The sequence below is a fragment of the Pseudomonas sp. CC11G genome (assembly GCF_056174845.1).
Genome location: NZ_JBWBZC010000008.1, coordinates 76234 through 100597, shown reverse-complemented (window position 1 = coordinate 100597; position 24364 = coordinate 76234). Strand labels below are relative to the sequence as shown.

Here is a 24364-nt window from a genome sequence, read left to right as displayed (position 1 = left end):
CTCTCCTTGGGGTTATTCGCTGCAGCAGCTGTGGGCCGGGCCCGCTGGCTGCTCGTATTGATCGTGCAACTTCCACCAGTATTTGCCGGCGTTGTTGAGGTCGGGCATGCCATCCCAGCCTTCGCGGCGGCCGAATGGCGTGAGGTCCAGCCAGTTGTTGGTGCCGTCGAGCAAATCCAGGCCACGGCCGTAGGTGGAATAAGTGTGAAACACCTGCTCACCGTCACGCAGAAACACACTCACGCCCGGCTGCTCGCCGTTCGCATGATGGTCCAGGCCCAAGCGCTGCAACTCGGCCTTGCCTCTGTAGTTGTACTGCACCGGCGCCACGCTTTCGTCGAGCGTCACGTGGAAGTCGTAGTTAAAGCGGCTGTTGAACGAGGAAAACCACGGCAGCGTCCAGCCCATGCGTTTTTTGAACGGCTCGATTTCGGCCAGCGGCGCGCGCGATACCAGCACCAGGTTGGTATCGCGCGCCTGCATATGCGCCTGGTGGCCAATGTTGTCGACCACAAATGAACAACCGGGGCAGCCCTGGCCTTGATCGCGGTGGAACATAAAGTGATAGACCAGCAGTTGGCTGCGGCCGGCGAACAGTTCCACCAGGCTGACTTCGCCTTGCGGGCCGTCGAATCGGTAATCCGCCGTCACTTCCACCATCGGCAGGCGGCGGCGTTCTTCGTTGAGCAGGTCACGCAGTTTGGTAAACGCTTTTTCCCGCGCCAACAGAGCTTTGCGGGCTTCGAGCCATTGTTCGTGGTTAACAACGTTCATGATTGTTACCTCGTTCATTTTCTATTTGTGGGAGCCAGCTTGCTGGCGAAGAACGTTGTGCAATTTCCCTAAAAACCGCGTCAGGATTCTTCGCGAGCAAGCGCGCTCCTACACGTCCAACTCCCGTACCGGCCGCACTTCCACACTGCCCACCCGCGCGGCGGGAATCTTGCCGCCAATCTGGATGGCTTCGTTGAGGTCGCGGGCTTCTATCAGGTAGAAGCCCGCCAACTGCTCCTTGGTTTCGGCAAACGGGCCGTCGGTAATCGACAGCTTGCCCCCGCGCATGCGCACCGTGGTGGCGGTTTCCACCGGGTGCAGGGCTTCGGCGGCGAGCATGCGGCCGCTCTCCTGAACGGCCTGGGCGTAGGCAAAACACTCTTCGTCTTTAGGGCTGTCGGGCTGGCTGTGGAGGTCGTGTTCGTTGCTGTAGACCAGGCAGAGGTATTTCATCGCGGGCTCCTTAACAGGGCGGTGTGCTCAGTAGTCGAACGGCCAGACGGCCAATCGACATCGGCAGACAATTATTTTTACGGCTGACTCAATTCGCGCAGCCGACCTTCGAGAAACTGCCGATCCGGCGCTTGCTGCGCCAAGGCCAGCGCGCGCCGGTACGCCGCAGTGGCGGCCTCGGTCTGGCCCAGCCGCCGGTGCAGATCGGCCTCGGCGGCATGGGCCAGGTGATAGTCCGCCAGTTCGCCAGCGGCCAGCGCCTGCACCAGTGGCAATGCCGCCTGCGGGCCCTCGACCATGGCCAACGCCACCGCCCGATTCAGCGCCACCACCGGCGACGGCGCGGCCTGCAGCAAGGCGTCGTACAGGCCGACAATCTGCTGCCAGTCGGTGGCATCGCTATGCGCCGCTTCGGCATGCACCGCCGCAATCGCCGCCTGCAAGGTATAGACGCCAAACTGCCGCGAGCGCAGGGCTTGCAGCACCAGCGCGTCGCCCTCGCCTATCAATTCGGTCAGCCATAACGAACGATCCTGCTCGCTCAACAGCATCGGCTCGCCGCTGGCCGACAACCGCGCCGGGCGCCGTGCTTCGTTGAGCAGCATCAGCGCCAGCAGGCCCATCACTTCGGCGTCTGGCAGCAACTCCAGCAGCAGGCGACCGAGGCGGATAGCTTCGCTGGAGAGATAGCTACGGGTCAGCGAGTCGCCAGAACTGGCGAAATAGCCTTCGTTGAACACCAGATAAATCACCCGCAACACGGCCTCCAGGCGCTCCGGCAGCTCGGCGCGGCTGGGCACTTCATAGGGAATGCCGGCATCACGGATTTTGTTCTTGGCCCGCACGATGCGCTGCGCCACGGTGCTGGGGGCGGTGAGAAAGGCGCGGGCGATGTCCTCGGTGCTCAGGTCGCAGATTTCCCGCAGGGTCAGGGCCACCTGGGCATCGGCGCCCAGGGCCGGGTGGCAGCAGGTGAAGATCAGGCGCAGGCGGTCGTCTTCGACGCTGTCGGCGTCGGCCTCGTCGGTGCTCAGGGCGACGAGTTGTTCGGCGTGGTGTTCCAGCGAGTCGAACCGCGCCTGACGGCGCATGTTGTCGATGGCTTTGAAGCGGCCGGTCGACACCAGCCAGGCGCGGGGGTTGGCGGGCACGCCGTCGCGGGGCCATTGCTCCATGGCGATACGGAAGGCTTCGTGAAGGGCTTCTTCGGCCAGGTCGAAGTCGCCGAGCAGGCGGATAAGCGTGGCCAGCACGCGGCGGGATTCGTTGCGGTAGAGGGTGGTCAGGGTTTCGGTGAGGGTGGGCACCGGGGAAATCCTCGTCCGTGATTTTGTCTGGGAGGATTCTAGGCTGCTTTCGCGGACTGTCGTACACCGGGAGATTCTGGGTCCCTGCCTGCGCTGCGGTCCGACGATTCGGGACGACGGAGGTTTGAGCCTCTATCACCGTCACCCCAGCGCAGGCTGGGATCCAGAATTTCGGAACGATTGAAAATCCCGCCCCAAAAATAAAAAAAGGTGCGCTCGTGGCGCACCTTGGGGTGTTGCAAACAGCTCTAGGGAGAAACGCCCTCAGGCTTGTGACCCAAGCGCGGTTTGCGGGCAAACCCGCGAACTCACAGTGGCGTGAGCAACTCGCCGCGTTCAACAAACGCCTGCAAATTGGCCAGCACCAGCTCTTCCATCTGCAACCGGGTTTCCTCGGTCGCACTGCCCACATGCGGCAGCAGCATCACGTTATCGAGCGTGAACAACGCTTCAGGCACCTTCGGCTCGGCTTCGAACACATCCAGCCCTGCACCGCCAAGCGTGCCGTTCTGCAACGCCGTCACCAGCGCCTGCTCATCAATCACCGAACCACGGGCGACGTTGACCAGAATTCCGGTCGGGCCCAGCGCAGCAAGTACTTCAGCGTTGACGATATGGTGCGTCGCCGCCCCGCCCGGACAGGTCAGCACCAGAAAGTCCGCCCAGCGCGCCAACTCCACCAGGCTGGCTTCATAGGTGTAAGGGCTGCCTTTGACCGGCGAGCGATTGTGGTAACGCACGTCCATATCAAACCCGCTGGAACGCTTTACCACCGCCTGACCAATCCGCCCCAAGCCAACAATGCCCAAGCGCTTGCCGCTCACCCGACGGGCCAGCGGAAAATTGCCCTTGAGCCACCCACCGGCGCGCAGAAAACGTTCGGAAGCCGCCAGCTTGCGCGAGGTGTCGATCATCAGGCCCATGGCCAGATCGGCCACGCAGTCGTTGAGCACCTCGGGCGTGGTGCTCACGCCAATGCCACGGTCGCGAGCGGCGTCCACGGCAATCGAGTCGTAGCCCACGCCGAAGCTGCAGATGGCCTTGAGGTTGGGCAAAGCAGCCAGTTGCTCAGCCGAGCAGCCGAAACGCGCCGAGGTGGCGACCAGCTCGAACTGGGCGCCATGCATTTTCAGAAAGGTTTTCGGGTCGGGTTGTTGCCACAAGGGCGTGACGTCGTAGCGGTCGGCGAGGTTGTGCTGGAAGCGGTCGGTCAGGGGGCCTACCTGTAGAACCTTGGGCTTGCTCATGGGTGCTCCTGGCAGATTGTCGTTTGCAGGGTTCGCGAGCAAGCTCGCTCCTACACAGGACACCGTAGGAGCGAGCTTGCTCGCGAAGCTCTTGATCTACCCCACGCTCACGTAATCGGCGCCGGGTTGAACAGGGTAATGTCGTTGTGCAGCTTGTGCTGCTCGGCCCAGGTTTTTTTCTTGCCGCTGGCCACATCCAGGTAGTAGTGGAACAGCTCCCAACCCAGCTCTTCGATGCTTGCCCGGCCCGTGGCAATGCGCCCGGCGTCGATATCGATCAGGTCGGGCCAACGCTGGGCCAGCTCGGTGCGGGTCGATACCTTTACCACCGGCGCCATGGCCAACCCGTACGGCGTGCCCCGGCCAGTGGTGAACACATGCAGGTTCATCCCGGCCGCCAATTGCAACGTGCCGCAAACAAAATCACTGGCCGGCGTAGCGCAAAAAATCAGGCCTTTTTTCTCGAAGCGCTCGCCTGGGCCGAGCACGCCATTGATGGCGCTGTTGCCGGATTTGACGATGGAGCCCAGGGATTTTTCGACGATATTCGACAACCCGCCCTTCTTGTTCCCCGGCGTGGTATTGGCGCTGCGGTCGGCCTCGCCTTTGGCCAGGTAGCGGTCGTACCAGTCCATCTCGCGCACCAGTTCCTCGGCCACTTCCTTGGTCTGCGCCCGCGAGGTGAGCAGGTAGATGGCGTCGCGCACTTCGGTCACTTCGGAAAACATTACGGTCGCGCCGGCACGCAGCAACAGGTCGCTGGCAAAACCCAGCGCAGGGTTAGCGGTGATGCCGGAGAACGCATCGCTGCCGCCGCATTGCATGCCCAGAATCAACTCGGCTGCCGGCACCGTTTCACGGCGGCGTTGGTCGAGTTTTTTCAGGCGCACTTCGGCCAATTCCATGATCTGTTCGATCATTTCGGTAAAGCCGTGGCTGGAGTCCTGCAGGCGATACAACCAGGGTTCGCTGAGGTCGACCGAGGCGTCGCCTTCATGCATCACCTGGCCGGCTTGCAGCTTCTCGCAACCGAGGCTGATCACCAGCGCTTCGCCGCCCAGATTGGGGTTGCGCGCCAGGTTGCGCACGGTGCGAATCGGGATATAGGCGTCGGTCGCGGTAATGGCCACGCCGCAGCCGTAGCTGTGGGTAAGCGCCACCACGTCGTCGACGTTCGGGTACTTGGGCAGCAGCTCGTCCTTGATGCGTTTTACCGCGTGGTCGAGCACGCCGGTCACGCACTGCACGGTGGTGGTGATGCCGAGGATATTGCGCGTGCCCACGGTGCCGTCGGTGTTGCGGTAGCCCTCGAAGGTGTAGCCCTCAAGCGGCTCCCCTGCAGCCGGCACTTCGGTGGACAGCGGCAGGCTGTCCAGGGGCGGCGCGGTGGGCATGCGCAGCTGGTCTTCCTGCACCCAGCTGCCGCGAGCAATCGGCTTCAGCGCGTAGCCGATGGTTTGCCCGTAGCGAATGATACGCCCGCCTTCGGGAATATCTTCGAGGGTGATCTTGTGGCTTTGCGGCACGCGCTCAAGGGTGGTGAGGCCATCGGCGAAGGTGGTGCCGGCGGGCACCCCTTGGTCGTTGACCACAATCACCACGTTGTCCAGCGGGTGCAGGCGGATGTAGCGCGGCGAGTCGGAATGTTCAATCAACTGCATGACACTCGCTCCTCAGGAGTGGGCTGGCGTAAGTTCGGCTTCGCGTTGCTGGCCGCCGTTGGCTGGCGGCTCTTTCAACTCTACGCGCTGAATCTTGCCGACGATTACCAGGTAGCTGAACACCGCCAGCACGGCGTTGGCGCCGACAAATACCAGGGCCCATTTGAACGAACCGGTATTGGCGATGATGTAGCCGATCACGATTGGCGTGGTGATCGAGGCGATATTGCCGAAGGTGTTGAACAGGCCACCGGACAAACCGGCAATCTGCTTGGGCGAGGTGTCTGCCACCACCGCCCAGCCCAGCGCGCCGATGCCTTTGCCGAAGAAGGCCAGGGTCATAAACCCTACCACCATCCAGTCGGCCGATACGTAGTTGCAGAACACCATGGTGGTCGACAACGTCAGGCCGCAGACAATCGGCAGCTTGCGGGCGAAGGTCAGCGAGTGGCCTTTGCGCAGCAGGTAGTCGGAAATGATGCCGCCCAGCACGCCGCCGATAAACCCGCAGATGGCCGGCAAGCTGGCGATAAAGCCGGCCTTGAGAATGGTCATGCCGCGTTCTTGCACCAGGTACACCGGGAACCAGGTGAGGAAGAAGTAGGTGATCGCGTTGATGCAGTACTGGCTCAGGTATACGCCCAGCAGCATGCGGTTGGTGAGCAGCTGGCGGATATAGTCCCAGCGCGGGCCGTCGCTTTTGCGGGTCTGGTCCATGTCCACCAGGCCGCCGTTGCTTTCGATATGGTCGATTTCCGCCTGGTTGATGCGCGGGTGTTCCTTGGGGTTGTAGATGGTCTTCATCCAGATGCCGGAGAAGATAATGCCCAGCACGCCCATGACAACGAACACATGCTCCCAGCCCATGGCGTGCACGATCCAGCCCATGATCGGGGCGAACAGTGCGGTGGCGAAATACTGCGCCGAGTTGAAGATGGCCGAGGCCGTGCCGCGTTCGGCGGTGGGGAACCAGGCCGCGACGATGCGCGCATTACCGGGGAACGACGGCGCTTCGGCAAAGCCAACCATAAAGCGCAGCACGAACAGCGTGGTTACTGCCCAGGCCACCGGCAAACCGCCGACAAAGCCTTGCAGCAACGTAAACAACGACCAGATGAAAATGCCCGCCGCGTACACCTTTTTCGAGCCGAAGCGGTCGAGCAGCCAGCCGCCGGGAATCTGCCCGAGCACATAGGCCCAGCCGAATGCCGAGAAGATAAAGCCCAGGGTGACGGCGTCGATGCCCAGGTCTTTTTGCAGGCTGGAACCGGCGATGGAAATGGTCGCGCGGTCGGCGTAGTTGATGGTGGTGACCAGAAACAGCATCAGCAGAATCAGGTAACGCACGCGAGTTGGTTTGGTGTCTTGCACAGTCGAGGCTCCCACGTTTTGTTCTTGTCGAGCGGGTGCGCGGTTTAGCGCACCAGGCAAGGTCGTTTGTTATCGAAGGTCCAATTCGGAATCAGGAACTGCATGGCCACGGCATCGTCGCGGGCGTTCAAACCCATGCCCTGGTACAGCTCGTTGGCCTTGGCCAGCGCGTCCCAGTCCAGCTCCACGCCCAGCCCTGGGGTTTGCGGCACCTGCACTTTGCCGCCGACAATCTGCAGCGGGTTGCGGGTCAGGTGCTGGCCGTCCTGCCAGATCCAGTGGGTATCGATGGCGGTGACTTTGCCCGGCGCGGCGGCGGCCACGTGGGTGAACATCGCCAGGGAAATATCGAAGTGATTGTTGGAGTGCGAACCCCAGGTCAGGCCCCAGTCGTTGCACATCTGCGCCACGCGCACGGAGCCTTGCATGGTCCAGAAATGCGGGTCGGCCAGCGGAATGTCGACCGACTGCAATTGAATGCAGTGGCCCATCTGCCGCCAGTCGGTGGCGATCATATTGGTGGCGGTAAGCAGGCCGGTTTCACGGCGGAACTCGGCCATTACTTCACGACCGGAAAAACCGTTCTCGGCGCCGCACGGGTCTTCGGCATAGGCGAGTACGCCATGCAGATCGCGGCACAGGCTTACTGCTTCTTTCAGCGACCAACCGCCGTTGGGGTCGAGGGTGATGCGTGCCTCGGGAAAGCGTTCGGCCAGGGCCCGCACCGCTTCCACCTCGGCCGCGCCGGCTTGCACGCCACCTTTGAGTTTGAAGTCGTTGAAGCCGTAGCGGGCATGGGCGGCCTCGGCTTGGCGCACGATGCTTTCCGGGTCCAGGGCGGTCTGGTTACGCACGCGAAACCAGGCGTCGTCGGCGTCGTCTTCGTTGCGGTAACCGAGGGTGGTTTTGTCGCGGTCGGCCACATAGAAGAGGTAGCCGAGCATTTCTACCGCATCGCGCTGCTGGCCTTCGCCGAGCAAAGCGGCAACCGGTACGCCGAGGAACTGGCCGAGCAGATCGAGCAGCGCCGATTCGAGCGCGGTCACGGCATGGATGGTGATGCGCAGGTCGAAGGTTTGCAGGCCGCGGCCGCCGCTGTCGCGGTCGGCGAAGGTTTTGCGCACCTGATTGAGCAGACCGTTGAAGTTGCCGATGGACTGGCCCAGCAGCAGGCTGCGGGCATCTTCCAGGGTTTGGCGAATACGTTCGCCGCCCGGCACTTCGCCAACGCCGACATGGCCGGCGCTGTCTTTGAGAATAAGGATGTTGCGGGTAAAGAACGGACCGTGGGCGCCGCTGAGGTTCAGCAGCATGCTGTCGTGGCCGGCAACCGGCACCACTTGCAGCTCGGTAATAACGGGCGCGCTGGCAATCGCCTGGCCGTGGCTTGCTGTGTTCATGACCGTTTCCCTATTTATTTTTATGCGGGGACTGGCTGAATGTTTGTATGTTCTGTCGGAGCGGCGTTGCCTGGTTCGCGAGCAAGCTCGCTCCTACAGAACGGAGCAGCTGTTCGGGGTTAGCCGATATAGGTGGTTTTTACGGTGGTGTAGAACTCGGCGGCGTAACGGCCTTGTTCGCGTGAGCCGTAGGACGAGCCTTTACGGCCACCGAACGGCACGTGGTAATCCACGCCGGCGGTTGGCAGGTTGACCATCACCATGCCGGCCTGGGCGTGACGTTTGAAGTGGTTGGCGTACTTCAGCGACGTGGTGGCGATACCGGCCGACAGACCGAATTCGGTGTCGTTGGCCATCGCCAGTGCTGCTTCGTAATCCGCCACTTTCACCACGTTGGCCACCGGGCCGAAGATTTCTTCGCGGCTGATGCGCATGTCGGCCGAGCTATCGGCAAACAGGGTTGGCGCGAGGAAGTAGCCTTCGGTATCGCAGGTCACCAGACCGCCGCCCGCCACCAGGCGCGCGCCCTCTTCCTGACCGATGCCGATATAGCGCAGGTCCTGGTCGAGTTGGGCTTGGGAAACCACCGGGCCGATATCGGTGCCGGCTTTCAGGGCGTGGCCGACCTTGATCGACTTCATGCGCTCGGCAACCGCTTCAACAAACTTGTCGTGAATGCCGGCGGTGACGATCAAACGGCTGGAGGCAGTGCAGCGTTGGCCAGTGGAGTAGAAGGCGCTTTGTACGGCCAGTTCTACCGCCAGTTTGAGGTCGGCGTCGTCGAGGATGATCTGCGGGTTTTTGCCGCCCATCTCCAGCTGCACCTTGGCGCCACGGGCCACGCACTGAGTGGCGATGTTGCGGCCGACGCCCACGGAACCGGTAAAGCTGATGCCGTCGACCTTGGTGTTGTTAACGATGGTTTCACCGACCACACGGCCAGCGCCCATCACCAGGTTGAACACGCCAGCCGGGAAGCCGGCGCGGGAAATGATTTCGGCGATAGCCCAAGCGCAGCCCGGCACCAGATCGGCGGGCTTCAACACCACGCAGTTGCCGTAGGCCAGCGCCGGGGCAACTTTCCAGGCCGGAATGGCGATGGGGAAGTTCCACGGGGTGATCAGGCCGACCACGCCCAGCGGCTCGCGGGTGACTTCTACCGATACGCCGGGACGTACCGAGGCGAGCACTTCGCCAGCCTGACGCAGGCATTCGCCAGCGAAAAATTTGAAGATATTGCCGGCGCGGGTCACTTCGCCGATGGCTTCGGGCAGGGTCTTGCCCTCTTCACGGGCCAACAGCGTGCCGAGCTCTTCGCGGCGGGCGAGGATTTCGCTGCCGACTTTATCGAGCGAGTCACTGCGTGCCTGAATGCCGGAGGTGGACCAGGCCGGGAACGCGGCGCGGGCGGCGTCGATGGCTTGGTTAACCTGGGCGGCGTCGGCCTGGGCGAATTCACCAATCACATCGGCGAGGTCGGACGGGTTGACGTTGTTCGAGTAGCTGGCACCGGCTACCCATTCGCCGCCGATGTAGTTGTCGAAACGCTTTTGTTCGCTGTTGGCCACGGAAAAGCCTCCTGAAAAAGAAACCACAGCCGCTGTGTTCAGCGGCTGGTTGCTTGCGGGTCGCGCTACTTATTGCGGACCTCTTTATTGAGGACCTTGGGCGTGAATCAGTGCGGCGAGTTTTTCGTACTCGTCCTTGGTCAGGTCGGTGAGCGGTGCGCGTACCGGGCCGGCGTCGTAGCCAACAATCTTGGCGCCCGCTTTCACGATGCTCACGGCATAACCGGCGCGCTTGTTGCGGATGTCCAGGTACGGCAGGAAGAAGTCGTCGATGATCTTGCCGACGGTTTCGTGATCGTCGCGGGCAATCGCGTGGTAGAAGTCCATCGCGGTTTTCGGGATGAAGTTGAACACTGCCGAGGAGTACACCGGCACGCCGAGAGCCTTGTAGGCAGCGGCGTAGACTTCGGCAGTCGGCAGGCCGCCGAGGTAGCTGAAGCGATCACCCAGGCGGCGACGGATCGACACCATCAGCTCGATATCGCCCAGGCCGTCTTTGTAGCCGATCAGGTTCGGGCAACGCTCGGCCAGTTGCTCCAGCAGCACTGGCGTCAGGCGGCAGACGTTACGGTTGTAAACCACCACGCCGATTTTTACCGATTTGCACACTTGCTCAACGTGCAGGGCCACGCCTTCCTGGCTGGCTTCGGTGAGGTAGTGCGGCAGCAGCAGCAAACCTTTGGCGCCCAGGCGCTCGGCTTCCTGGGCCATTTCGATGGCTTGGCGGGTTGGGCCGCCAACGCCGGCCAGAATCGGCACACCGCCATCGCAGGTGTCGACTGCGGTTTTAATCACCGCGGAATATTCGCGGTTGGTCAGCGAGAAGAATTCGCCTGTACCACCGGCGGCAAACAACGCCGACGCACCGTATGGCCCCAGCCATTCCAGGCGACGGATATAGGATTCGGGATTGAAATCGCCGGCAGCGTCGAAGTCAGTCACAGGGAAAGACAGCAGGCCGGCAGAGAGGATGGACTTCAGTTCTTGTGGATTCATTATTCGAACACCCTGTAAAGCGCGTAGTGGATTAAGGCGTGGCAGACCGATTGCCCTGCTGCCGAAGAAACGGCCGAGGGCTCAATCGCAAACGCAGAGTTACGTTATCGTACAACTACAAAGACTGTCATCCCCTTTTCGCTTCCGCTCATCTACGACTATAGGCGTACTGGTCGACGCGACTGCCCGTGTTCTAGCCTTGCAAATGCCCGCTGACTCAAGCTCCGCCTGCCGCCGCACGCCTTAACGCCTGAGCCTTAGCGGGCTTTAGTCCAGCACAGGCTGTAGTCTACTCAGCCAGGCCGGTAGCGAATTTTCTACCTAAGTCGCGTTGACAAACTTTGCAAGGGCTGTTGATAATCGAGCCAAGTCATACGACAACCGATAACAGCGCACGGCTTCTGTGCACACCTATCGGCACTGATCGAACCCATAAAAACAAACACAAGAAATTCAGGGCCCAGTCATGACCAGTCAATCCAACGCCCCCACTCCGTTCAATCGCCTTCTACTTACCGGTGCCGCTGGCGGCCTGGGTAAAGTGCTGCGCGAAACCTTGCGCCCTTACGCCAACGTGCTGCGTCTTTCCGATATTGCGCAAATGGCTCCGGCTAGCGGCGAGCACGAAGAAGTGCAGGTGTGCGACCTCGCCGATAAACAAGCCGTGCACCAACTGGTGGAAGGCGTGGATGCGATTCTGCATTTCGGCGGCGTGTCGGTTGAGCGGCCATTCGAAGAAATTCTCGGCGCCAATATCTGCGGTGTATTCCATATCTATGAAGCCGCGCGCCGCCATGGCGTAAAGCGCGTGATCTTCGCCAGCTCCAACCATGTGATCGGCTTCTATAAGCAGGACGAGAAGCTCGACGCCGCCTCCCCTCGCCGCCCGGATGGCTACTACGGCTTGTCCAAGAGTTACGGCGAAGACATGGCCAGCTTCTACTTCGACCGCTACGGCATCGAGACCGTCAGCATCCGCATCGGCTCGTCATTCCCGGAACCGCAGAACCGCCGAATGATGCACACCTGGCTGAGTTTCGCCGACCTCACCCAGTTGCTGGAACGCGCCCTCTACACCCCGAACGTCGGCCACACCGTGGTGTACGGCGCCTCGGCCAACGCCACGCAGTGGTGGGATAACCGCCTGGCCTGCCACCTGAATTACGCGCCTAAAGACAGCTCGGAAGTATTCCGCGCCAAGGTAGAAGCCCAGCCGATGCCGGCCGCCGATGACCCGGCGATGGTCTACCAGGGCGGTGCCTTTGTAGCCGCCGGGCCGTTTGGCGACTGACCGCACCACCGCGTTAACGCTGTCGCTCTTCTGATAAAAACAAACAGAGAACTGCGCTGCCATGGATGCTGAACTGATTGTCGACGCCCGCAATGCCACCGGCGAAAGCCCGGTCTGGAGCGTGGCTGAGCAGGCCTTGTACTGGGTGGATATTCCCGCCCAGCGCCTGCACCGCTGGCGCGCCAGCGATGGCCAGAGCCACAGCTGGCAAACCCCGGAAATGCTCGCCTGCATCGCCCGCAAGGCAGACGGCAGCTTTGTGGCCGGCATGCAGAGCGGGCTGTTCCGCCTGCGCGCCAAGGAAGACGGCAGCCTCGCCAGCAGCCCGCTTGCCAGGGTCAGACACGCCCACGCCGATATGCGTTTCAACGATGGTCGCTGCGACCGCCAGGGGCGCTTCTGGGCCGGCACCATGTTACTCGACATGGCAGCCGGTTCACCGGTGGGCGCGCTGTACCGCTACGACGGCCAGGCCGAGCCACTGACCGCCCAACTCAGCGACTTTATCGTGCCCAACGGCCTGGGCTTCAGCCCGGACGGCCGCACGATGTACCTGTCCGATTCGCACCCCAGCGTGCAGAAAATCTGGGCCTTCGATTACGACACCGACAGCGGCACGCCGCATAACCGCCGGCTCTTCGTCGATATGAATGACTACCTGGGCCGCCCCGATGGCGCTGCCGTAGACGCCGATGGCTGCTACTGGATTTGCGGCAACGACGCGGGTCTGGTGCACCGCTTCACCCCCGAGGGCCGGCTGGACCGTTCCCTCGCCGTACCGGTGAAAAAGCCGGCCATGTGCGCCTTTGGTGGCGCCGGGCTGGACACCTTGTTCGTCACCTCGATCCGCCCCGGCGGCGACCTCAGCGACCAGCCGTTGGCCGGTGGCGTGTTCGCCTTGCAGCCGGGGGTCAAGGGTCTGGAGGAACCGTTGTTCGCGTCCTGACACCACTACCCAAGCCACCCTCAAACAAAAACAAAACGGAGCTTTAACCATGAACTTCAAACGCACCTTGCTCACCGCCGCCCTGCCGCTGGTGTTCTGCCTGTCGAGCAGCGCCCAGGCGTTGAATATCAAGTTCGCCGAAGTGCACCCCACCGGCTACCCACCGGTCGTGGCTGAACAAGCCATGGGCAAGAAGCTGGAAGAGCAATCCAAGGGCGAAATCACCTTCAAGATGTTTGCCGGTGGCGTGCTGGGTTCGGAAAAGGAAGTGGTTGAGCAGGTACAGCTCGGCGCCATTCAGATGACCCGCGTAAGCCTGGGCATCGTTGGCCCGGTGGTGCCAGACGTGAACGTGTTCAACATGCCGTTTATCTTCCGCGATCATCAACATATGCGTGACGTGATCGACGGCCCTATCGGCCAGGAAATCCTCGACAAGATCACCAACTCCGACTTCAACCTGGTGGCCTTGGCCTGGATGGATGGCGGCACCCGCAACCTCTACACCAAGAAGCCGGTGCGCAAGATGGCCGACCTCAAGGGCATGAAAATTCGCGTGCAGGGCAACCCGTTGTTTATCGACACGATCAACGCAATGGGCGGTAACGGCATTGCGATGGCCACCGGGGAAATCTTCAGTGCCCTGCAAACCGGTGTGATCGACGGTGCGGAAAACAACATGCCGACGATGCTCGAACACAACCACTACCAGAACGCCAAGTTCTACACCCTGACCGGTCACCTGATTCTGCCGGAGCCGGTGGTGATCTCGAAAACCACCTGGGAAAAACTCACCCCTGAGCAGCAAGCGTTGGTGAAAAAAGTCGCCCGTGAAGCGCAGTTCGAAGAACGCAAATTGTGGGATGAAAAATCGGCCAGCAGCGAAGCCAAACTCAAAGCCGGGGGCGTGGAATTCATCACCCTGACCGACGCCGAGAAGAAAGAGTTTGTGGATGCGACCGCGCCGGTACGTGCCCAGTACGGCGCGCCATATGCAGACTTGATCAAGCGCATCGAAGCCGTCCAGTAAAAACTACTGCGCTCGGTTAGGCGGCGTTAAAGACAGATTCAAAAATGCTCATTGGCTACAGCCAACTCCGCTTTTTTCATCTGTCTTTGCCTTGCCTAACCTTCGCTCGCTACGTTTTTACACCGTTGAAATAGAAAGCGAAGAAACAGCCCACCACCCTGATAACGCCGCTGGTGAAGTCCCATGAGAAACACGCTGCTGCTCATCAATGACCAGATCTACCGCGCCTGTATCGGCATCGCCGGTATGTCGGTACTGGTCATGACCCTGATTATTCCCTGGGGCATTTTTGCCCGTTACGTACTCGGCAGCGGGTCCAGCTGGCCCGAGCCAACCGCCATTTTGTTGATGGTGGTGTTTACCTTTTTCGGCGCAGCGGCCAGCTACCGGGCCGGCGCCCATATGGCTGTCGGCATGGCCACCGAACGTCTGCCCCTGCAGGCACGCAAGGCGCTGGCAATTGTGGTGCAACTGCTGATGGCGCTGATCTGTGTGTTCATGATCATCAAGGGCGCCAAGTTGTGCGCCGGCACCTGGAACCAGTTCCTCGGTGAAATGCCGTCCGTGCGGGTGGGTATCTCGTACCTGCCGATTCCAATTGGTGGCGTGATCACGCTGATTTTCGTACTGGAAAAACTGTTCCTCGGCGACCAAAGCAAGCGCCGCGTCATGAGCTATGACGTTGAAGAAGCCCAGGGGGCCAAATAAATGGATGCGCTAATTCTGTTGGGCAGTTTTATCGTGCTGATTCTGATCGGCATGCCGGTGGCGTACGCCCTGGGTTTGTCGGCGCTGATCGGTGCCTGGTGGATCGATATCCCGTTCGATGCCCTGATGATTCAGGTGGCAGGCGGGGTGAATAAATTTTCGCTGCTGGCGATTCCGTTCTTCGTACTGGCCGGCGCGATCATGGCCGAAGGCGGCATGTCGCGGCGGCTGGTGGCACTGGCCGGCGTGTGCGTAGGATTTGTGCGCGGCGGGCTGTCGCTCGTAAATATCATGGCATCGACCTTCTTCGGCGCCATCTCCGGCTCGTCGGTGGCGGACACCGCCTCGGTGGGTTCGGTGCTGATTCCGGAAATGGAAAAAGCCGGCTACCCACGGGACTTCGCCACAGCTGTAACGGTGAGTGGTTCGGTGCAAGCCCTGCTGACGCCGCCGAGCCACAACTCGGTGCTCTACTCGCTGGCTGCCGGCGGCACGGTGTCGATTGCCTCGCTGTTTATGGCCGGTATCGGCCCGGGCCTGCTGCTCAGCGCGGTGATGATGGTTCTGTGCATGATCTTCGCCCGCAAGCGCAACTACCCCAAGGGCGAAGTGATTCCGATGCGTCAGGCGCTGAAAATCGCCGCCGAAGCGCTGTGGGGCCTGATGGCCATGGTGATTATTCTGGGCGGCATTCTGTCCGGCATCTTTACCGCCACCGAGTCGGCAGCCATTGCGGTGCTGTGGTCGTTCTTCGTCACCATGTTCATCTACCGCGACTACAAATGGCGCGACCTGCCCAAGCTGATGCACCGCGCCGGGCGCACCATTGCCATCGTGATGATTCTGATCGGCTTCGCGGCCAGCTTCGGCTACATCCTGACCCTGATGGAAATCCCCACCAAGATCACCACCGCGTTTCTGACTCTGTCGGATAACCGTTACGTGATTCTGATGTGCATCAACGTGATGTTGCTGCTGCTGGGCACCGTGATGGACATGGCGCCGCTGATCCTGATCCTCACCCCGATTCTGTTGCCGGTGGTGATCAACTTCGGCGTCGACCCAGTGCACTTCGGCATGATCATGCTGGTGAACCTGGGGATTGGTTTGATCACGCCTCCAGTGGGCTCGGTGCTGTTTGTGGGGGCGGCGGTGGGCAAGGTGTCCATCGAAGCGACCGTGAAAGCGCTGCTGCCGTTTTACGTAGCGCTGTTCGCCGTGCTGATGGCTGTGACGTATATCCCGGCAATCTCTCTCTGGCTCCCTAGCGTGGTGCTCTAACACGATCCCGTAGGATGGGTAGAGCCAGAGGCGAGACCCATCGATTCGCAAAATGATGGGTTTCGCTTCGCTCTACCCATCCTACGGTTCGTACGGTTTCACGCTGCATCGGCCGCACCCGGTTACATTGGGTGCGGCTTTTTTCTAAGGATGGTTATGTCTTCTGCCCCCGCCCTCTTCCCCCGCCATATCGCCGTCCTCACCCTGGCCTTGCTCGCCAGCTGTTTTGCCGGCAACCACATCGCCGCGCGCATTGCCTTCGACCATGACACCGGCCTGCTACTGGCGATTCTCTGCCGTTCCGGCGTCACCACTCTGGTACTCGCCGGCCTGGTCTGGTGGCGCCGCGATTCACTGAAGCTGCCGGTCGGCACCTGGCCGTGGCAGCTGGCGCTGGGCTTGTTGATCGCCACGCAGAGCTTCTGCGTGTACTCCACCGTGGCCCGAATTCCGGTGGCGCTGGCGCTGCTGATCGTCAATATCGCGCCCATTTTGTTGGTGCTGCTGACCTGGGCGTTGGGCGGCGCAAGACCGACGCCGCGCTCGCTGGTGCTGATGGGTGTGATTCTGTTCGGTCTGGTATTCGCCCTGGATGTACCGGAACGTTTGAACGGTGTGGACGATGGCATCCAGTGGTTCGAAGGCGTGATGTTCGGCCTGGGCGCTGCCGCGGTATTTGCCGTGGCGCTGTGGATCACCGACAACAAGCTGTCGGCCATGAAGGGCACGGTACGCAGCATGCTGACCATGCTCATCGTATTTTCCAGCGTGGCCATTGCGGGGTTCAGCGGCGTGATGCCCGGCGGCGTCAGCCTGCCTAGCGCGAGCGCCGGGTGGGTCGCCCTCGCCTGCCTGGTGGTGCTTTATGGCTTCGCGTTTTCGCTGCTGTTTATCTGCATGACGCGGCTGGATATGGCGCGCAATGCGCCGGTGATGAATGTGGAACCGGTGGCCAGCCTGGTGTTTGGCTGGCTGATTCTGGGGCAACTGCTGAGCGTGGGGCAGATTGTCGGCGGGCTGATCGTGGTGAGCGGCATTGTGCTGCTCACGTACCGCAAACGTGCTTGAAGTGATTTATTCCTGGCCAGCCTGGGCGGCTTCATGGGCCTGGCGCAGTCGCTCTCGGCTGTTGGTCAGGTGCAGGCGCACCGCGGCGCGGGCGGCATCGGAATCCTGGCGGGCGATGGCCTCGAAAATCTGCTCGTGCTCTCGTTCCAGGCGGGCCATGTAATGGCGTTGGTCATCATGGGCAATACGCGCCGAATTGAGCCGCGTGCGCGGAATGATGCTGGTGCCCAGGTGGCTCATGATGTCGGTGAAGTAGCGGTTGCCGGTGGCTTCGGCAATCAGCAGGTGGAACTGGAAATCCGAGACCACCGCATCGCCGGAATGGGCCGCGCTTTCACGCAGAGCATCCAGCACTTCGCGCATGGCTTGCAGTTGCTCGGCAGTGCGGCGCTGCGCGGCGAGGCCGGCAGACTCAACTTCCAGGCTGATACGAAACTCGAGAATGGCCAACACATCGCGCAGGGTGACGATGGTCGCCGGGTCGATCCGAAAGCCGCTCGGGCTTGGCGTATCCAGCACGAAAGTGCCGATGCCATGACGAGTTTCCACCAGGCCCGAGGCCTGCAACCGCGACAGCGCCTCACGCACTACGGTGCGGCTGACGCCTTGCGCTTCCATGATCGCCGACTCGGTGGGCAGCTTGTCGCCCCGCTTGATCTGCCCGTCGCGAATCTGCTGCGACAGCTCGGTCACCAACTCCTGAGCGAGGCTGCGATGCTTGCGGCGCACACGTGGTTGGGGGCTTGGGATATCCATGGGGACGGTCATTCTCGGCTAACGGGCAGGCGGCCATCATATCCCAGCAGTTGTACGATGACACCCCCGCAAGCGCCGCAAAGCTGCGGCATAACGACATCCTTTCGCACACAAGAGTGCGCCACTTCCTACAGAGTGCCTTGCCTATGAATGCCAACGACCTGGTCTCCATCGAAGACGCCCTCACCCGCCTGAGCGTGGCGCCTGCCATCGGCGGCAGCCTGGTGGCCTGGACGCGGCTGAGCGATGGTTTGAATCTGCTGCGCCCCTGCCCGCCTGACATTGAAGGACCGCGGCAGCTGGGCTGTTACCCGCTGGCGCCCTGGTCCAATCGTATTGCCAACGGGGGTTTTGATTGCCCTGACGGTTGGTTGGCGCTAAGCCCGAATGCCAGCAACGACCCGCTGCCGATCCATGGCAGCGCGTGGCAGCAGGCGTGGACGGTGCTTGAGCATGGCGCGTCGCGGCTGGTGCTTGGGCTGGACAGCCAGGTGCCGTTTGCCTACCGCGCTGTGCAGCGCATCAGCCTGGAAAACGGGCGGCTTAGCATTGAGTTGGAAGTCACCCATTTAGCCGACCAGCCCTGCTGGCATGGGCTGGGGTTGCATCCGTATTTGCCGCGTACGGCGGCCACAAAACTGCAGGTGCATGCCGATGAGGTGTGGCTGTGCGATGACGGGCGATTGCCGACGCAGTTGGTTGAGCTGCCGGCAGCGTGGAATTTTCGCGCAGGCGCGGCGTTGCCAAATGAATTGGTGGATAACGGGTTTACGGGGTGGGATGGTCGGGCGCTGATCACGCAGGCGGACTTGGGTTACCAGCTGGAAGTGCGTGCTACCGGCAGTGAGTTTCTCCTGCTGTTCTGCCCGCTGGATAAACCGTTTTTCTGTTTCGAGCCGGTAAGCCACCCGGTGAACGCGCACCACCTGCCAGGGCGGCCGGGGTTGCGGTTGTTGGCGAAGGGAGAGACGTGTGAGCTGGGGTTTAGTCTGGAATACCAAACGTTGAACTGAGGCGTACGGCTCGAGACTCTGGGTCCCAGCCTGCGCTGGGACGACAAAGAAATGGCATCTATCACCGTCGTCCCCGCGCAGGCGGGGACCCAGAATCTGTCAGGCTTACGCTAAACGCTCAGCCCATCAGATCGCAGTAGACCCACCATCCACCGCCAGCGAATGCCCGGTGGTAAACGCAGCGTTATCGCTGCACAGGTACATCACCGCCGCAGCAATTTCTTCCACCTTGCCGATACGACCAACCGGGTGCATGGCGGCCACAAAGTTGGCCTTGGTCGGATCCGCCTCATGGGCACGACGGTACATATCGGTATCAATCACCGCCGGGCATACGGCGTTCACGCGAATTTTCTTTTTGGCGTATTCGATCGCGGCCGACTTGGTCAGGCCGATCACCGCGTGTTTGGACGCCGCATAGATACTCATCTTCGGCGCCGCACCCAGGCCAGCCACAGAAGCGGTGTTGACGATGGCGCCGCCACCTTGCGCCATGATCAGCGGCAGCTCGTACTTCATGCACAGCCACACGCCTTTGACGTTCACGCCCATGATGGCGTCGAACTCGGCTTCGGTGCCTTCGGCCACACGGCCTTTTTCGATCTCGATACCGGCGTTGTTAAAGGCGTAGTCCAGACGACCGTACGCGTCGACCACACCGGCCATCAGAGCCTGTACTTCGGCGTCTTTGGTCACGTCGCAGCGGATAAAAGTGGCATCGCCGCCCGCATCGCGGATCAGCGCCACGGTGCCTTCGCCGCCGGCCACATCGACATCCGACACCACTACCTTGAGGCCTTCCGCTGCAAACGCCTGCGCGGTGGCGCGGCCGATGCCGTTGGCGGCGCCAGTTACCAGGGCTACCTGGCCGGAGAAAGTCATGCTCATCCCTCTATCCCTCTTTAGTGGTATCGAATTGTTGTAGCGGGCAAGTCTAGCCAGCCCCACACACCGCGCGTCAGCACTATTTAAAGCCGCGAGGAACGACTATCCAGCGCAGTGATAAAAGCGCGCCCCGAGGCATTTAGCAGATGGATAAGCCTGCATTCCGCTGGTGATCAAACCTTGCCCTCGGGGCGTGAGCGGTCTATCACCACTGTTTCCCTGCCATGAGTGTTTAGCCATGACCACCCAACTCAACCGTCAATTCCTGCTCGCCCAGCGCCCGGTCGGCCTGCCTAGCCGTGACACCTTCAGTTATGTGGAAAACCCGGTCGGCGAGCCCGGTCCCGGTCAGATTCTGGTGAAAAACGAATACCTGTCCCTCGACCCGGCCATGCGCGGCTGGATGAACGACGCCAAGTCCTATATCCCACCGGTCGGCATCGGCGAAGTGATGCGCGCCCTGGGCGTCGGCAAAGTGGTTGCCTCGCAGAACGATAAATTCCCGGTCGGCACGTACGTCAACGGCGCCCTCGGTGTGCAGGACTACTTTCTCGGCGAGCCTAAAGGCTTCTACGCCGTAGACCCAAGCCGCGCGCCGCTGCCGCTGTACCTGTCGGCCCTGGGCATGACCGGCATGACCGCCTACTTCGCCTTCCTGGATGTCGGCCAGCCGAAAGAAGGCGACACCGTGGTGATTTCCGGCGCAGCGGGTGCAGTGGGCAGCGTGGTCGGCCAGATCGCCAAGATCAAAGGTTGCCGCGTGGTCGGCATAGCCGGCGGCGCCGAGAAATGCCAGCTGCTCAAAGACGAGCTGGGTTTTGATGGCGTGATCGACTACAAAAATGAAGACGTGATTGCCGGCCTGAAACGCGAATGCCCGAAAGGCGTGGACGTGTATTTCGACAACGTCGGCGGCGACATCCTCGATGCCGTACTGACCCGTATCGCGCCAAAAGCCCGCATCGTGATTTGCGGCGCCATCAGCCAATACAACAACAAAGAAAACGTGAAAGGCCCGGCCAACTACCTCTCCCTGCTGGTGAACCGCGCGCGCATGGAAGGCTTTGTGGTGATGGACTACGCCAGCCAGTTCGCCGACGCCGCCAAAGAAATGGGCGGCTGGATGGCGGCCGGCAAGCTGAAGAGCAAAGAAGATATCGTCGACGGGTTGGAAACCTTCCCTGAAACCTTGCTGAAGCTGTTCAGTGGGGAGAATTTTGGCAAGTTGGTGTTGAAGGTTAGTTAATCCTAAGCACAAAAAAGCCCGCTGGCGGGGAACCGCGAGCGGGCTATCAATGCCAGACGTTGATCTACTTAGTCTTTGGCTTGAATGCGGGTCCGGAGTAGTTACCCACCTTCACCTTCTCCACTTTCTTCACCACGATCTCGTTAGACAGCTTTTCGTTTAGCGCAGCGATCACGCCCTCCAAACTCGTCGCCCCTAGTAACCCACTCGAGCTCTGCACAAGGGAAAGCTTTGCAGTTCTGAATAGGCTCACATCGTCGGCGGCGAACTCACCCCGGCATATTCCAGCCGACCCTTTCCGCGATCCTTTAACAACAGCGTGTTGGCCGGGTGTTTATCCAGCAATTTAGTGGCTGCACGATCGGAAACCGGACTGTTGACCGAATCAACCACAATCCGGTGCTCGTACTTGTCTGGAACGTAGGCCACCGAGGCATTTTTCCCCGCTACCAAGCGGCGCAACCCGGTTGTCACCGGCTGAGCACTGAATGGCTCCATTGAGGATTTGGGAGTCGCCAAGCCATCGGCGGTGCCTTTGTTCAACTCACTCCAGCGGGGATAAAACTTGCCTGTTTCATAATCCTGAAACACTGCAGTCAAGTCATACACCCGGGCGTTCTGGATATGGGCTAGATCCTGTAAGGCAGGTAAAAGCTGGCCATCCTTCTGATGAAGTTGCAAATGGTGGCTACCAAAAGAACCGATAGTGCCGGGGCCGTTCAAACCCGGGATTTTTTGGATAGCCCACGCCATGTACCGGTTACGGAAGTCATCACTGCCGTCGGCGGCATCGTTGGTCTCATTCCGAGCATCAATGGGATGGACGGTAACGCCCATTTTGAATGCGTCGCTCAATACGCGTTTGTCCCATGGCATCGCCCCGCCGTTATTATAGAAATCCAAGATTCCCTGCATGATTTCCCCATCTTGCCTAACACCTGGGGCTACAAATGAGCGGCTCAAATAGTCTTCGATGGATTCGTAACCTTTCGCCCTTATTTGGCTTTCCAGCGCCTCACCCTGTTGGTTAGCCTTTAGATCGTTACTCAGTGCACCGCCTTCATACAGCAGATTCCTGACCTTCCCTTCTGCAATCAAGTGCTGGATTACCATCGCGGCATCAGCAAAGTTGTGATCCTCACCCAGCAGCACCGGCCCGTCGAGCAGTTGTTCGGCCACCTGGTTTCTGATCTGCGCCAAAAACGCTCCCCGCTCTTCATCAATGACCAGATTTTTCTCTGCCCACTGGATCATCCTTTCCACCCGATCGAAATCGGGCACCGTATCAGTATCAGTCACGCTATCGCGTTGAGTTGAACCGGAGGCCTCGTTTGAAGGCTGTGCGGCAGGCAGCTTGTCGTTGCCCAATGTTCCCTGCACCCGTGGATCGGCATCGTGAACTTTGCGCCCGTCTTTATTGATAGCCAGCGGCGCGTCAAAGCCTCGCACCTGGGTGCCCGGTAACCGCGCCTGTACCTCGTTCGCCAGGCACTGCGCCGTGTTGCAGCCCGCCAGCGTCAGCTTGCCGACCGGCCGGCCAAACTGGTTTTGCACGTTGCTGACGATGTCCAACACATCGCGGGCATCGGCGTCACCAATTCGGGTACCGGCAGCATTGCCATGCCCCACCACCTGCACTTTCAGTGTCTGGCCGGGCGGTATCACCGGGGGCTTCCCGCCCACCCAACGCAAACTTCCATCGGGGTTACGGGTGTAGTGCGTGGTGCTTTCCGGGTGTTTACCCGCCAGGTTGCGCGCGGCCTCCCGCGTAACCTGATCTTTGTCGACCTCGACGACGGCCTGGTATTTTTCCGACTGGGGCGTCTTCTGTTGGAACGCGTCCTTCGGGGCCAGATACTTATCGGCATAGGTAGGGACCGGCTTGATAAGGAGCTCGTCGATAGAGGCGTAGATACTTTCGGCCTCTGCATCACGTTCGGTAAAGTCCCCCTGCGAACGGCCACTTTCGTCAGCGCCTTTCACAGCCGGTTTTAGGCTGGAAGCCCCGTCATAGTCAGGTCCTGGCATGCGGCTTCTGTCGTCACCTAAGACGTAGATATCTTGCTGGCGCAGGTAACCACCAGAATCGGTATCGAGTGATTTGGCGCCCGACATATCAACGTAAGGCGACTCAGCCCCTTTTGCAGCTGGGCGCTTGCCACCAACCAACGCTCGCGGAGCGGCGCTGCTGACGTCGAACTTGCGACCATCCCCACCAATCGCACGACGAGGCTTGGGTGGCACGTCGTAGCGCATAAATCCCCTTCGAAATGAACAGGTCAGCGTTGTCGCCGAACACCTCCAACGTGCCCGAAATGGAACTGGGGTTATTGCCCGTCACTTCGGTAAGAATCGCCCGCGCCGTACGCGACAGATTGGGGTTATTCAGCAGCGCGCCGCCCAACTGACTGGTGCCATTGACCATGCTGTTGTTGTAGATCAGGCCGGGGCTTTTCACATCGAATTCGGTAAAGCGGTTGTGCGACAGGCCGTTGTTATTGGGGTTAGCGATCTCGATCACTGGCACGCCGTTGGGCGCGCTGATGACTTGAGTGCGGGAGGACGACGTGCTTGGGTCTATCACGATCTGCGCTGACGCCCAACCAGGTACGCCGGCCAGCAGCAGCGAAAGCGCCAGGCCATTGAGAGTGGCAGAAGCAGATGACTGGTCCTGACCAGCCTTGCGTCGGGTGCGGGTGATTTCGGCGACGGGAATTAAACAGCCTAATGGCTTGCTGAAGATAAGGCGGAAACAGTGCTTGTTCATATATAAACCCCACTCTCAGTGCAGCACGAAGCACGCTTAAGTGAAAAAGACGGCCACAGCTGCAAACAATTAAAACGGTATTAATTTATCAACGCTGGCTTAGCGCATCCCGGCAAACGCTATTCGTTCGAACGCTTCTCCAGCGGAGATAAAACAGGAACTTCACGCTCATCCTTTTCCGACTTTCGCCGCGACTTTTCCAAGATCTTCCGTCTGCTTTCTTCTAACTCGTGTTTTATTTTTTCTTGCAGGCGAAGTTTACTTTTTAGGTCTTGTTCTATTTCCACGGGCGTCACGAGCGGCGCCTTTCCTACGCGGCTTTCAGCGCCACCGTGCGTCGAAAAGCTCATAGCTATGGCTAACGCCAGGACACCGACGCAACACCAGGAAAAATGGAGAATAGGGGATTTAATAAAAAAGCTTGGGGCAGCAAACGGGGGGAATTTAATTGTACTCATGGCGGCGTAACTACTTTTTTAATTAATTTCTTAACGCTACGCCAATCCACTAAACGAACATACAAGACCAAACAGCCAGCCTTGTAAGCTGAGTCTCTCCAACGCCTACATATATTCTTCTTACTTCAAACCCACACA

At 60.5% G+C, this 24364-nt stretch carries 22 protein-coding genes; 8 read left to right on the top strand and 14 right to left on the bottom strand.

The features are described 5' to 3' along the window. Positions 1-12 precede the first annotated feature (12 nt). The 9 genes from AC0V2S_RS12475 to kdgD form a co-directional block, all read right to left on the bottom strand. Positions 13-774, bottom strand: a complete 762-nt coding sequence (locus tag AC0V2S_RS12475; protein ID WP_475510010.1) for a DUF899 domain-containing protein — start codon at positions 772-774, stop codon at positions 13-15. Positions 775-882: 108 nt separating this feature from the next. Then, the gene (locus tag AC0V2S_RS12470; protein WP_475510009.1) at positions 883-1227 is read right to left on the bottom strand and encodes a YciI family protein; all 345 of its coding nucleotides are present in this window, start codon (positions 1225-1227) and stop codon (positions 883-885) included. Between the two features lie 77 nt (positions 1228-1304). Next, on the bottom strand, positions 1305-2543 hold the full coding sequence (locus AC0V2S_RS12465; protein ID WP_475510140.1) for an RNA polymerase sigma factor: 1239 nt from the start codon (positions 2541-2543) through the stop codon (positions 1305-1307). Positions 2544-2842: 299 nt separating this feature from the next. Next, complete coding sequence (locus AC0V2S_RS12460; RefSeq protein ID WP_475510008.1) at positions 2843-3781, bottom strand: 2-hydroxyacid dehydrogenase; 939 nt, start codon at positions 3779-3781, stop codon at positions 2843-2845. A gap of 107 nt (positions 3782-3888) precedes the next feature. Continuing rightward, a complete protein-coding gene (garD, locus tag AC0V2S_RS12455; RefSeq protein ID WP_475510007.1) occupies positions 3889-5442 on the bottom strand; it encodes a galactarate dehydratase in 1554 nt (517 codons plus the stop codon). A 12-nt stretch (positions 5443-5454) separates the two neighbouring features. Next, positions 5455-6813 (bottom strand): MFS transporter, encoded by a 1359-nt coding sequence (locus AC0V2S_RS12450; protein ID WP_475510006.1) that lies wholly within the window; start codon positions 6811-6813, stop codon positions 5455-5457. Between the two features lie 44 nt (positions 6814-6857). Beyond that, on the bottom strand, positions 6858-8213 hold the full coding sequence (gudD, locus tag AC0V2S_RS12445; RefSeq protein ID WP_475510005.1) for a glucarate dehydratase: 1356 nt from the start codon (positions 8211-8213) through the stop codon (positions 6858-6860). A 119-nt stretch (positions 8214-8332) separates the two neighbouring features. Then, positions 8333-9781 carry an aldehyde dehydrogenase family protein gene (locus AC0V2S_RS12440; RefSeq protein WP_475510004.1) on the bottom strand — a complete coding sequence of 483 codons (1449 nt, stop codon included), beginning with the start codon at positions 9779-9781 and terminating at the stop codon, positions 8333-8335. An 84-nt stretch (positions 9782-9865) separates the two neighbouring features. Next, positions 9866-10777 (bottom strand): 5-dehydro-4-deoxyglucarate dehydratase, encoded by a 912-nt coding sequence (gene kdgD / locus AC0V2S_RS12435; RefSeq protein WP_475510003.1) that lies wholly within the window; start codon positions 10775-10777, stop codon positions 9866-9868. A gap of 466 nt (positions 10778-11243) precedes the next feature. On the opposite strand from kdgD, the gene AC0V2S_RS12430 reads away from it, so the two are divergent. From AC0V2S_RS12430 to AC0V2S_RS12405, 6 genes are all read left to right on the top strand, one after another. After that, positions 11244-12068, top strand: coding sequence for an NAD-dependent epimerase/dehydratase family protein (locus AC0V2S_RS12430; RefSeq protein ID WP_475510002.1), 825 nt, complete (start codon positions 11244-11246; stop codon positions 12066-12068). Positions 12069-12129: 61 nt separating this feature from the next. Then, positions 12130-13014 carry a glucurono-1,5-lactonase gene (locus tag AC0V2S_RS12425; protein ID WP_475510001.1) on the top strand — a complete coding sequence of 295 codons (885 nt, stop codon included), beginning with the start codon at positions 12130-12132 and terminating at the stop codon, positions 13012-13014. 49 nt (positions 13015-13063) lie between these two features. Continuing rightward, positions 13064-14044 carry a TRAP transporter substrate-binding protein gene (locus AC0V2S_RS12420; RefSeq protein ID WP_475510000.1) on the top strand — a complete coding sequence of 327 codons (981 nt, stop codon included), beginning with the start codon at positions 13064-13066 and terminating at the stop codon, positions 14042-14044. Between the two features lie 183 nt (positions 14045-14227). Continuing rightward, positions 14228-14752: a TRAP transporter small permease gene (locus tag AC0V2S_RS12415; RefSeq protein ID WP_475509999.1), complete on the top strand. Its 525-nt coding sequence runs from the start codon at positions 14228-14230 to the stop codon at positions 14750-14752. Further along, positions 14753-16033, top strand: a complete 1281-nt coding sequence (locus tag AC0V2S_RS12410; RefSeq protein ID WP_475509998.1) for a TRAP transporter large permease — start codon at positions 14753-14755, stop codon at positions 16031-16033. 156 nt (positions 16034-16189) lie between these two features. Then, positions 16190-17101 (top strand): EamA family transporter, encoded by a 912-nt coding sequence (locus tag AC0V2S_RS12405; protein ID WP_475509997.1) that lies wholly within the window; start codon positions 16190-16192, stop codon positions 17099-17101. A 6-nt stretch (positions 17102-17107) separates the two neighbouring features. Here AC0V2S_RS12405 and AC0V2S_RS12400 read toward each other — a convergent pair whose 3' ends face one another. After that, entirely contained in the window at positions 17108-17857 is a 750-nt protein-coding gene (locus AC0V2S_RS12400) for a FadR/GntR family transcriptional regulator (RefSeq protein ID WP_475509996.1), read from the bottom strand. A gap of 146 nt (positions 17858-18003) precedes the next feature. Between AC0V2S_RS12400 and AC0V2S_RS12395 the strand changes: the two genes are divergently transcribed. Next, entirely contained in the window at positions 18004-18870 is an 867-nt protein-coding gene (locus AC0V2S_RS12395; protein ID WP_475509995.1) for an aldose 1-epimerase, read from the top strand. A 126-nt stretch (positions 18871-18996) separates the two neighbouring features. Here AC0V2S_RS12395 and AC0V2S_RS12390 read toward each other — a convergent pair whose 3' ends face one another. After that, a complete protein-coding gene (locus AC0V2S_RS12390; RefSeq protein WP_475509994.1) occupies positions 18997-19758 on the bottom strand; it encodes an SDR family oxidoreductase in 762 nt (253 codons plus the stop codon). Positions 19759-19993: 235 nt separating this feature from the next. Between AC0V2S_RS12390 and AC0V2S_RS12385 the strand changes: the two genes are divergently transcribed. After that, positions 19994-21001 (top strand): NADP-dependent oxidoreductase, encoded by a 1008-nt coding sequence (locus tag AC0V2S_RS12385; protein ID WP_475509993.1) that lies wholly within the window; start codon positions 19994-19996, stop codon positions 20999-21001. Positions 21002-21250: 249 nt separating this feature from the next. On the opposite strand, the gene AC0V2S_RS12380 is transcribed toward AC0V2S_RS12385, so the two are convergent. From AC0V2S_RS12380 to AC0V2S_RS12370, 3 genes are all read right to left on the bottom strand, one after another. Further along, positions 21251-23029 (bottom strand): C80 family cysteine peptidase, encoded by a 1779-nt coding sequence (locus AC0V2S_RS12380; RefSeq protein WP_475510139.1) that lies wholly within the window; start codon positions 23027-23029, stop codon positions 21251-21253. Between the two features lie 103 nt (positions 23030-23132). Then, positions 23133-23768: a two-partner secretion domain-containing protein gene (locus AC0V2S_RS12375; RefSeq protein ID WP_475509992.1), complete on the bottom strand. Its 636-nt coding sequence runs from the start codon at positions 23766-23768 to the stop codon at positions 23133-23135. Between the two features lie 119 nt (positions 23769-23887). Further along, positions 23888-24226, bottom strand: a complete 339-nt coding sequence (locus tag AC0V2S_RS12370; RefSeq protein WP_475509991.1) for a hypothetical protein — start codon at positions 24224-24226, stop codon at positions 23888-23890. Between the last annotated feature and the right edge of the window lie 138 nt (positions 24227-24364).

What these genes read in the sequence shown, in the direction of transcription:
- AC0V2S_RS12420 (WP_475510000.1), top strand. Translation starts at nt 13,064, where the DNA reads ATGAACTTCAAACGCACCTTGCTCACCGCCGCCCTGCCGCTGGTGTTC.
- AC0V2S_RS12400 (WP_475509996.1), bottom strand. Translation starts at nt 17,857, where the DNA reads ATGGATATCCCAAGCCCCCAACCACGTGTGCGCCGCAAGCATCGCAGC.
- AC0V2S_RS12470 (WP_475510009.1), bottom strand. Translation starts at nt 1,227, where the DNA reads ATGAAATACCTCTGCCTGGTCTACAGCAACGAACACGACCTCCACAGC.
- AC0V2S_RS12460 (WP_475510008.1), bottom strand. Translation starts at nt 3,781, where the DNA reads ATGAGCAAGCCCAAGGTTCTACAGGTAGGCCCCCTGACCGACCGCTTC.
- kdgD (WP_475510003.1), bottom strand. Translation starts at nt 10,777, where the DNA reads ATGAATCCACAAGAACTGAAGTCCATCCTCTCTGCCGGCCTGCTGTCT.
- AC0V2S_RS12380 (WP_475510139.1), bottom strand. Translation starts at nt 23,029, where the DNA reads ATGCCAGGACCTGACTATGACGGGGCTTCCAGCCTAAAACCGGCTGTG.
- AC0V2S_RS12375 (WP_475509992.1), bottom strand. Translation starts at nt 23,768, where the DNA reads ATGAACAAGCACTGTTTCCGCCTTATCTTCAGCAAGCCATTAGGCTGT.
- AC0V2S_RS12410 (WP_475509998.1), top strand. Translation starts at nt 14,753, where the DNA reads ATGGATGCGCTAATTCTGTTGGGCAGTTTTATCGTGCTGATTCTGATC.
- AC0V2S_RS12475 (WP_475510010.1), bottom strand. Translation starts at nt 774, where the DNA reads ATGAACGTTGTTAACCACGAACAATGGCTCGAAGCCCGCAAAGCTCTG.
- garD (WP_475510007.1), bottom strand. Translation starts at nt 5,442, where the DNA reads ATGCAGTTGATTGAACATTCCGACTCGCCGCGCTACATCCGCCTGCAC.
- AC0V2S_RS12405 (WP_475509997.1), top strand. Translation starts at nt 16,190, where the DNA reads ATGTCTTCTGCCCCCGCCCTCTTCCCCCGCCATATCGCCGTCCTCACC.
- AC0V2S_RS12390 (WP_475509994.1), bottom strand. Translation starts at nt 19,758, where the DNA reads ATGAGCATGACTTTCTCCGGCCAGGTAGCCCTGGTAACTGGCGCCGCC.
- AC0V2S_RS12370 (WP_475509991.1), bottom strand. Translation starts at nt 24,226, where the DNA reads ATGAGTACAATTAAATTCCCCCCGTTTGCTGCCCCAAGCTTTTTTATT.
- gudD (WP_475510005.1), bottom strand. Translation starts at nt 8,213, where the DNA reads ATGAACACAGCAAGCCACGGCCAGGCGATTGCCAGCGCGCCCGTTATT.
- AC0V2S_RS12425 (WP_475510001.1), top strand. Translation starts at nt 12,130, where the DNA reads ATGGATGCTGAACTGATTGTCGACGCCCGCAATGCCACCGGCGAAAGC.
- AC0V2S_RS12395 (WP_475509995.1), top strand. Translation starts at nt 18,004, where the DNA reads ATGAATGCCAACGACCTGGTCTCCATCGAAGACGCCCTCACCCGCCTG.
- AC0V2S_RS12385 (WP_475509993.1), top strand. Translation starts at nt 19,994, where the DNA reads ATGACCACCCAACTCAACCGTCAATTCCTGCTCGCCCAGCGCCCGGTC.
- AC0V2S_RS12430 (WP_475510002.1), top strand. Translation starts at nt 11,244, where the DNA reads ATGACCAGTCAATCCAACGCCCCCACTCCGTTCAATCGCCTTCTACTT.
- AC0V2S_RS12415 (WP_475509999.1), top strand. Translation starts at nt 14,228, where the DNA reads ATGAGAAACACGCTGCTGCTCATCAATGACCAGATCTACCGCGCCTGT.